This window comes from Sphingobium sp. VMM, from assembly GCF_056790315.1.
Genome location: NZ_JBXGSI010000014.1, coordinates 134,339 through 141,720, shown reverse-complemented (window position 1 = coordinate 141,720; position 7,382 = coordinate 134,339). Strand labels below are relative to the sequence as shown.

The following is a 7,382-nucleotide window of genomic DNA, read 5'->3' as shown; positions in this document are numbered from 1 at the left end:
GACGGGATCAATGGGTCCGGCTGGTAACCTTCGCGGTGCCATCGGGCAGGATTTCGATCAGATGCGCGGTCTGGTTGTCGCACTGGGCCTTCCAGCCCTTGACGCCCGGCCGGATTTCGGCGCGTTCCGAGCCGGTGACCGAGGGGCAGGCGACGCCCGATGCCTTGATCGCCTTTTCCAGCACGCCGTTGCGCAGGTCGGGGTCGAGCTTGGCGACTTCAGCCGCTGCGCCGGTTTCGGGCATGTTCCGGTTCTCGACCGCCGTCACCTCATCGCCGCCGCCACAGGAGGCGAGAAACAGCGCCGTCGCCAGCAACATCATAGTCCGCACGTCTTTTCCTTCCATCATGCCGCAAATCCGTCGGTCGCGCGGATCAGCGCATCCAATATACCCGGTTCGTTGAACGCATGACCGGCGCCTTCGATCATTTCGAAGCGCGCCTGCGGCCAGGCGCGGTGCAGTGCCCAGGCGGTTTCGGCCGGGCAGGCCATGTCGTAGCGGCCCTGGACGATGACGCCGGGAATGCCCGCCAGCTTGCCTGCCTCGCGGATCAGCTGGCCGTCCTCCAGCCAGCCGCGATGGACGAAATAATGATTTTCGATCCGGGCGAAGGCGAGTGCGAAATCATCGCCCTCATGGGTGGCGGACAGCGCGTCGTCGGGCAGCAGGCGGATGGTCTCGCCCTCCCAGACGCTCCAGGCCTTGGCGGCGGCGACCTGCGCGGCGCGATCATCACCGGTCAGGATGCGGCGATAGGCGCCGACCATGTCGCCGCGCTCACCTTCCGGAATCGGCGCGACAAAGCGTTCCCACTTGTCGGGATAGATGCGGCTGGCGCCCTGTTGATAATACCAATCGATCTCTGACTGGCGGATGGTGAAGATGCCGCGCAGCACCAGTTCGGTGACGCGCGCGACATGCGCCTGCGCATAGGCCAGTGCCAGGGTCGATCCCCAGCTGCCGCCGAAGACCAGCCACTGGTCGACGCCCATCATCTCGCGCAAGCGCTCGATATCGGCGACCAGATGCCAGGTGGTGTTGGCGTCGAGATGGGCGTGCGGGGTCGATCGGCCGCAGCCGCGCTGGTCGAACAGCAGCACGTCATAACGGGCGGGATCGAACAGGCGGCGATGATCGGGCGAGATGCCGCCGCCCGGCCCGCCATGCAGGAAGACCGCAGGCTTGGCGCCGGGCGTGCCGGACCGTTCCCAATAGAGGCTGTGGCCATCGCCTACGTCAAGATGACCAGTGGCGTAGGGTTCGATCGGCGGATAGAGGCTGCGCATGACACCGTCCTAACAGGCGGCGGGACGAAGCGAAATGGGGGTTTGACGCAATGCGGACGATGAAGATCATGCTGGGCGCGCTGGCGCTGATGCTGGGCGTGCAGGGCGCGAATGCCAAGCCCGCCGCGCCGGCAACGCCCAAGCGGCTGGTGATCGTCGATGACGACATGATCGGCCTCAACGGCGTGCCGCTGCTGTTGCTGCAAAGCCCAGATGTCGAGGTGCTGGGCATCACCACCACCAGCGGATCGGTGTGGCGCGACACGGCGACCGCCTATGCGCTGCGCACGCTGGAGATATTGGGCCGGACCGACGTGCCGGTGGTGCCGGGCGCGACCTTCCCGCTGCTCAACAGCGCCGAGGCGACCAAGCGCTGGGAAGGCCAATATGGCCGGCTGGTGTTCAAGGGGCCATGGACCGATTACTGGCCGGGCGACACGATCCAGGAGCATCCCGGATCGACCGACCCGACCAAGGTGCCCGACCTGCCGATCGGCAACCCCAGGACGAAGCCGAGCGCAGAGATTGCCGCCGCCTTCCTGGTGCGGATGGTGAAGGCGCATCCGGGCGAGATCACCCTGTTCGCGACCGGGCCGATGACCAATATCGCCATCGCCCAGAGCCTGGACCCCAGCTTCGCCGCCAATGTGAAGGAAATCCTCTATATGGGCGGCAGCCTGGCCCCGCATCAGGTGCTGGAAGGGCCGTCGGCCGAGCAGTTCGCCCGCGAATTCGTTAATTCGCCGCGCCGCGAGTTCAACATCCGCTGGGATCCCGAAGCGGCGAAGATCTTTGCCCATGCGCCGTGGAAGCAGATCACCATGATCCCGGTCGATCCGTCCACCAGCACGCAATGGACCCGCACCTTCCTCGACGGGCTGAAGCCCGCCCATACCCCGCTGAGCGAGCTGTTCCAGACCGGGCTGGAGCCGGGCTATCCGATGTGGGACGAGATCGTCGCCATGGCCTGGCTCAATCCGGAGATCGTGACGAAGGACGAGACTTTGTGGGTCGATTTCGAGACCAGCCAGACGGCGGCCTATGGCGACACGCTGTCCTGGACGGAATCCTATCGCCCGCATCTGGGCGAGCAGGCGCAGCGCGTGATCCTGTCGGTCGACCGGGCGAAGATGGAGGCGGCGATGGCGCGCCTCTATATGCGGCCCATCGGCAAGGCCGCGAAATAAGCGCTAATTCCGTTTCTTCTTCGTGCCGGGCCTGGCCTTCGCCTTGGGGCAGGGCCACGCCTGGCGCGTGGCGGTGAAGACCAGGGCGGAGGCGGACTGGCTGCGCTTGTCCGGATTGGCGCGCAGATAGTCGACGGTGGCGCCCTTCAGCTGGTTGAGCGTCACATCGGCGGGGATGCAGCTTTTGAGGCCATTCACCTCGCGCGTGGTGTTGAACGCATCGACCGCGCCGGCGACATAGCCGACGCATTCATAGCTTTTCTCGAAAAAATCCTTGGCATTGCGGTCGGCGGTGCAGCTTTCCAGCAGCGCTTCGCCCGAATAGAAGCCAGCCTGTGCGCTGCCCGGCGACAGGCCCGCCACCGCAACCAGTATCAGGCCGCTTGCCCTCCGGATCATCATGCGCGTGCCTCCCGCCTTATGAGGATGCGTCCGCCTTCCGATAAGACTGGACATGCAGGGGAGGGAAAACCGCTTCGAGCGATTTTGTGTCCGGCAGCACATAGACATAGCCGCCCTTTTTCAGAAATTGCGGGCGCAAGCCGCGATTATAGAAGGCGATCGGCACGTTGATGCAGCCAAAGGTGATGCGATTATCGTCGATCGTCGGCGACAGCATCCGCTCGCGCCGCTTTTCCTTGGGATTGCCCTTGGGGATGGTGTGCATCGCGACCGAGGTCGCATAATCGACCCACAGCACGCGCTGCTTGCCCGCCGCCAGGCCGAATTTGGCGAGAAAACGCCCGGCCGGGGTGGTCTTTTCCGCCGGACCGATCTCCGCCAGGCTCTTCTTGCCGACGCCTGGCGTGGCATCGTCTCCGGGCGCGATGCCGATCAGCACCGGCGCATCGGCCAGCGCCTTGCCCTTGGCATCGAACAGGAAGACATGGGCCGCCTGCTTGTCGACAATGGCATAGGGCAAACCGTGATTGTCGCTGGTCGCGGCGATCCAGTCGATCACCCGGCGCGCATCCGGCGATCGCGGCGTTTCAGGCGCTGGCTTGTCGGACACGGGCGCTTCTGGCGCGGCCGCCAGCGCGGGAGAGACACCGAACAGCGCCAGCATCGCCAGCGCCCATGAGAATTTGTGCATGGAGGAGCATATCCGGGAATGGGGCCGGCGCCCCCCATGAAGCGGGGGCGCCGGCACAGGATCGGGACCAGCCCGACCGGATCGGTAGCTTGATCGGCTACGTGATCAGTTGCGCGATCAGTTTCTGGCGCGCTTGGTCTTGGCTTCGCGCATCTGCTGCTCGACACCGTCGACGCGGGCGTTCAGCTGATCGAGGCGCTGACCGTTATTCTGGGCCTGACCGGCGGCCGACTGGGCCTGGGCCAGAGCCTGCTGCGCCGTGCCGTCGGTGGTCTGCAGCTTGGCGTCGAGCGCATCGACGCGCTGGTTCACGGTCGCCACCTGTTCGCGCACGAAGGATTTCGTGGCACAGCCACCCAGCCCCAGCGAGCCCACCAACACCATGGCAATGGGGGCTAATTTCATCGGGTGCGACATCATTTTCTCCTTATCATCTGCCCCCGCGCCGTCCCAAGCCGAGCCCGTTAACCATGACAATATGATTGGGCCTGAACGTGCATGTGGAGAGCCGAGTGGACGCGGCAGGCCTGCCCCGCCCTTCGACCAACGACCGGAATCGATCGACCGGCATCGGCGCGGATCGTTGAACGGATGCGCGATCGGGCGCATGCTGGCCCGCCTTCCATGAGGGGAAAATCCATGCGCCTGATGCTTGCCCTGGCCCTGAGCGGCCTTGCCCTGTCCACGCCGATCATCGCCCTTGCCAAGACCGATCTTGCCGCGGCCGTGGCCGATCCCAAGCGGCCCGCCGACGCGCGCGCGCTGGACGAAAGCCGCAAGCCGGCCGAGACGCTGGTCTTCCTGGGCCTCAAGCCCGGCATGAAGGCGGCCGACATCATGACCGGATCGGGCTATTGGGCGGAGATCATGGCCGATGCGGTCGGCCCCGAGGGCAAGGTGACCGGGTTCGAGCCCAGCCAATTCTATGCCAGCGAGGAAGAGAAGCCCAAATGGGCGGCACTGGTCGCGCGCCGGCCGGAGGTGGACTGGGTGCGCTATCCGTTCGAGGCCTTCGCGGCGGCGCCCGACAGTTTCGACTTCAGCATCATCAACCTGAGCTACCATGATCTCTACTGGCAATCGGACAAATATGGCATTCCGCGCACCGACCCCGATGCCTTCGTGAAGACGCTCTATGCTGCGACGAAACCGGGCGGGATCGTCGGCATCATCGACCATGTCGGCCCAGCCGGCGACACCCGCGCCGTCGTGGACAAGCTCCACCGGATCGACCCGGCGGTGGTGAAGGCCGACTTCCTGCGTGCCGGCTTCGTGCTGGAGGCGCAAAGCCCGCTACTCGCCAATCCCGCCGACGATCATAGCAAGCTGGTGTTCGATCCCGCCATTCGCGGCAAGACCGACCGTTTCCTCTACCGTTTCCGCAAGCCGAAATGATCCGCAGGATTTGAACGCAAGGCGCGGGATGACGCCGTGCCCCGCGCCGCCCATGCTGCGCGCCATGGACCTGACCGACCTTGACCTTCATGGCGCCGCGCGCCTGCCTGCCCTGTTTTCCCCGGACCAGTGCGACGCGATCGTCGCGCTATGGGATCAGCCCCAAGCCTTCCGCAAGGAGGTGGTGATGGCGCGCCATGGCTATGGCCGGGGGCGCTATCGCTATTTCACTTACCCGCTGCCCGAGCCGGTCGCCGCGCTGCGCGAGGCACTTTATCCGCCGCTGGCGCAGGTCGCCAATCGCTGGGCGGCGATGCTGGGGAGCGATGCGCTCTACCCCGCCCGTCACGTCGATTTCCTGAACCAGTGCGCGCTTGGCGGCCAGGACAAGGCGACGCCCTTGCTGCTGCGCTATGAGGCGGGCGACTGGAATGCGCTGCATCAGGATGTCTATGGCGCGACCATCTTCCCGTTGCAGGCCGCGATATTGCTGTCGGAGCCGGAGGCGGACTTCACCGGCGGCGCCTTCATCCTGACCGAGCAACGCCCGCGCATGCAGTCGCGCCCCGAAATGGTGCCGCTGCGCAAGGGCGATGCCGTGGTCTTCCCGGTGCGCGAGCGGCCGGTGACGGGCACGCGCGGCATCCACCGGGTGCAGATGCGCCATGGCGTCAGCCGGCTCCTGTCCGGCATGCGACACACGCTGGGCATCATCTTCCACGACGCCCAGAGCTAGGCGGAGCGGCGACGCCGCCGCCCGGCCCGTTACGTTCAGTCCAGCGCCGGATCCTCATATTTGAACGGATCGCTGACCGCCGGCTGGGTCGGCAGCGGCATGCGCGGCAGGGTCTTGTCGCTGTTCGCCGCCTGCAGCAGCATGCCGGCGAGAACGACCGCGCCCTGGCGCATATCCTCGGCCTTCAGATGATCGAAGGTATCGATACCGCTGTGATGGACCCGGCTTTCATAGTCGAGCGGATCCTGGATGAACTGATAGCCCGGCACGCCGATCGCCTGCATATATTCATGGTCGGTGCCGCCGGTCGGCTGCGACACGACATTGCCGGCCCCCATGCTGGCAAAGGGGCTGAGCCATTCGCGCAGCAGCGAGACGGCGGCGACATTGCGTTCGGCATAGAGGCCGCGCAGCTTGCCCGAACCATTGTCGATGTTGAAATAGGCTTTCAGGTCCGCATAGCCGGGCTTGGGCGTGATCGGGAAACGGGTCTTGTAGCGGAAATACATTTCCTCCCGTCCCTCTTCCTCCTTCGGCCCCGGCGCGCGGGTGGCGAGATATTCGTCGACATAGGCCATGGAGCCGAACAGCCCCTGTTCCTCGCCCGACCAGAGGGCAAAGCGGATCGTGCGCTTGGGCTTGATGCCGAGTGATTTCAGGATGCGCGCAGCCTCCATGATCATGGCGCTGCCCGCGCCATTGTCCGCCGCGCCGTCGCCTGCGACCCAGCTGTCGAGATGCGCACCGGCCATGACATAGCCGGCTTTGGGATCGCTGCCGGGAATATCGGCCAGGATGTTGTAGGCGTTGACGTCGCTGTCGTCGAAACGGACGTCGCTGTTGATTTCCAGCACCGGCGCAGGGCCGGTCTTGGCGAGGCGGGCGAGGCGGCGATAATCCTCCGCCGCGATCTCGACGCCGGGCAGCGCGGGCGTGTCGCTGACGCCGAAATCATAGCCTTCGCCATGCAGCAACTTGCCGTCGCGATAGGATTGACGCGCCCATCCGACCGCCCCCTCGGCCTTCAGGAAGGCCTCCAGCTTGCGGATGAAGCTGAGGCGCTTCATCAGCCGCTCCAGCGACGCGGGATCATTTTTCGGCTGCTCGAACCTGTCGAGCTTCTCGATATCCTCGCCCTTGAGCCGCTGAAAGGCAGCCTCGTTCGGCTCGTCGCCGGTGCCCGGCAGCGACACCAGCACGATCTTGCCGGCGAGCTTGCCGCGCCAGGCGTCGAAATCGCGCTCCTTCTTCATCGGCGCGACGATGATCGGCGCACTCAGCACGCCATTGGTCGGCGGCGTCCAGGCGATCGGGATAGCGGTGAGCTGGATCGGGCGTGGGCTGATCATCTTCACCGAGGAGGCGGCAATCCACCAGCCGCGACCGAAGCGAAAGCCCTGCTTGCGGACATTGGACAGGCCCCATTGGCGAAACTGGTCGGCGGTCCAGGCCTCGGCCTGCCGCATCTGCGGCGAGTTGGTCATGCGCCCGCCAATATCGTCGGTCAGATGCTGGGCGATCTGCATCACCTGGCTGTGGTTCAGCCCTTCGTCGATGACGCGGTTGAGATCGTCGGGCTGTTGGGCGGCGACCGGTGCGGCCAGGCACAGCAAGGGCAGCAGGATGATGGAACGGCGCATATAATCCCCCTTCGTCCGGCCGTCAGGCGCGGCCGCGAAAGCCC

9 protein-coding genes are annotated in these 7,382 nt (G+C 65.5%); 3 read left to right on the top strand and 6 right to left on the bottom strand.

The features are described 5' to 3' along the window. Positions 1 to 7: 7 nt before the first annotated feature. Together ACUCV3_RS18225 and pip are read right to left on the bottom strand one after the other, a co-directional pair. Entirely contained in the window at positions 8 to 322 is a 315-nt protein-coding gene (locus ACUCV3_RS18225) for a hypothetical protein (protein WP_037490849.1), read from the bottom strand. Between the two features lie 23 nt (positions 323 to 345). Continuing rightward, a complete protein-coding gene (pip, locus tag ACUCV3_RS18220) occupies positions 346 to 1,287 on the bottom strand; it encodes a prolyl aminopeptidase (RefSeq protein ID WP_279731924.1) in 942 nt (313 codons plus the stop codon). Between the two features lie 50 nt (positions 1,288 to 1,337). On the opposite strand from pip, the gene ACUCV3_RS18215 reads away from it, so the two are divergent. Further along, a complete protein-coding gene (locus ACUCV3_RS18215) occupies positions 1,338 to 2,474 on the top strand; it encodes a nucleoside hydrolase (protein WP_279776321.1) in 1,137 nt (378 codons plus the stop codon). A 3-nt stretch (positions 2,475 to 2,477) separates the two neighbouring features. Here the strand turns inward: ACUCV3_RS18215 and ACUCV3_RS18210 are convergent, their stop codons facing one another. The 3 genes from ACUCV3_RS18210 to ACUCV3_RS18200 form a co-directional block, all read right to left on the bottom strand. After that, the gene (locus tag ACUCV3_RS18210; protein WP_279731927.1) at positions 2,478 to 2,876 is read right to left on the bottom strand and encodes a Rap1a/Tai family immunity protein; all 399 of its coding nucleotides are present in this window, start codon (positions 2,874 to 2,876) and stop codon (positions 2,478 to 2,480) included. Positions 2,877 to 2,892: 16 nt separating this feature from the next. Continuing rightward, entirely contained in the window at positions 2,893 to 3,567 is a 675-nt protein-coding gene (locus tag ACUCV3_RS18205) for a hypothetical protein (RefSeq protein WP_482240953.1), read from the bottom strand. A 117-nt stretch (positions 3,568 to 3,684) separates the two neighbouring features. Next, positions 3,685 to 3,984, bottom strand: a complete 300-nt coding sequence (locus tag ACUCV3_RS18200) for a hypothetical protein (protein WP_004209889.1) — start codon at positions 3,982 to 3,984, stop codon at positions 3,685 to 3,687. A gap of 222 nt (positions 3,985 to 4,206) precedes the next feature. Here ACUCV3_RS18200 and ACUCV3_RS18195 point away from each other — a divergent pair, with 222 nt between their 5' ends. Together ACUCV3_RS18195 and ACUCV3_RS18190 are read left to right on the top strand one after the other, a co-directional pair. Then, complete coding sequence (locus ACUCV3_RS18195; RefSeq protein WP_279731767.1) at positions 4,207 to 4,962, top strand: class I SAM-dependent methyltransferase; 756 nt, start codon at positions 4,207 to 4,209, stop codon at positions 4,960 to 4,962. Between the two features lie 28 nt (positions 4,963 to 4,990). Next, positions 4,991 to 5,698 carry a 2OG-Fe(II) oxygenase gene (locus ACUCV3_RS18190; protein WP_482240952.1) on the top strand — a complete coding sequence of 236 codons (708 nt, stop codon included), beginning with the start codon at positions 4,991 to 4,993 and terminating at the stop codon, positions 5,696 to 5,698. 35 nt (positions 5,699 to 5,733) lie between these two features. Here ACUCV3_RS18190 and ACUCV3_RS18185 read toward each other — a convergent pair whose 3' ends face one another. Continuing rightward, positions 5,734 to 7,338 (bottom strand): M20/M25/M40 family metallo-hydrolase, encoded by a 1,605-nt coding sequence (locus ACUCV3_RS18185; protein ID WP_279731764.1) that lies wholly within the window; start codon positions 7,336 to 7,338, stop codon positions 5,734 to 5,736. Positions 7,339 to 7,382 lie beyond the last annotated feature (44 nt).